This is a genomic window from Acinetobacter sp. 228, assembly GCF_048147885.1.
Genome location: NZ_JAYWYV010000503.1, coordinates 1 through 1,113 on the forward strand (window position 1 = coordinate 1; position 1,113 = coordinate 1,113).

General features: G+C 35.1%; 1 protein-coding gene and 1 pseudogene. Both read right to left on the minus strand.

Annotation, left to right across the window (positions count from 1 at the left end):
* On the minus strand, positions 1–509 hold a 509-nt coding region (locus VXQ92_RS20235; RefSeq protein WP_416682992.1), incomplete at its 3' end, for a glutathione binding-like protein.
* 207 nt (positions 510–716) lie between these two features.
* Positions 717–1,113, minus strand: a pseudogene (locus tag VXQ92_RS20240) (nuclease); the annotation flags it as partial.

Consider the following 1,113-nt stretch of genomic DNA (forward strand, 5'->3'; position numbering starts at 1 on the left):
TCAATTGAGTTTGACCAATTTGTCAAAACAAATAAATACGCATCTGCTGGACCAAAATTATCATTTACCAAATAGTCATAATCCGACTCAGCCAAATAATTATCAATATATTTTAAAAGACGGTCGATTTCAGCATAAGCTTTGGTTTTTTCATCATTTGTTAACGGTGCCCCAAAAAATACCGCGTATGCATCATGCAATTCAGAATTTAAATAGCCCAACCATTCCAATACTTTCGCACGGCCTAAGCCCGAAGGAGGAATCAAATCTTGTTTAGGGTCGTGCTGAGCAAGGAAAGGTAAAATCGCTACGTTTTCAGTTAAAATTAATCCCGGATTAATTTCTAAAGCTGGTACATATCCCTTTGGGTTAATTTCATAATAATCTGCACCTTTTTCTGTTTTATGTGTTTTTAAATTTACTCGTTCTAAATCAAAATCAACATTAATTTCATTTAAAATAATATGTGCAGCTAAAGAACATGCGCCTGGCGAATAATATAATTTCATATCTGATCCTTGTTATCTCACATTAACGTTTTAAATTGGTTCTAAAAAACCTGCAAGGTTTGTACAATTCCTTAATTGTAAAAAAGCGTAAATTTATAAATTACTTACACTACCTAATATTCTTGAAAAAGTTTTCCCTTGCAAGTTGTCTTGCGTGACGATTGTTTAAAATATGATAAAACACATTCACATCACGCATTTTTACCCTTAACTACGTTTAAAAAGCTGGCTAATCCATTCCATTAATTGAGATAAGAAATCGAAAATTGGACTTTTCTGGTTATCATTTGGCTGATTCGAGTCTTTGCCATTTAAATCTAGATCGACAATCACAGGGTCATGGTCCGAAGAACGATAGGCATCTTCACCATAGAACAAAGCTTTTTGCTCATCAGTTTTATATTCTTCGTTGTAATCTAGAACCGTCGGCTCGTCAGCATTAATATGCCAAGCAAAAGTACGAACTACTTTTGGATATAAATCTGCATCAGCAATAGCATGGTCTAAGTTACCCGCTCCACCATTACCATTTGCATCACTTGCCACACCAAAAACATAACTGTACGCCTGAGCGCCTTGCCCAACTTTAGCGTCATTGAGTAAG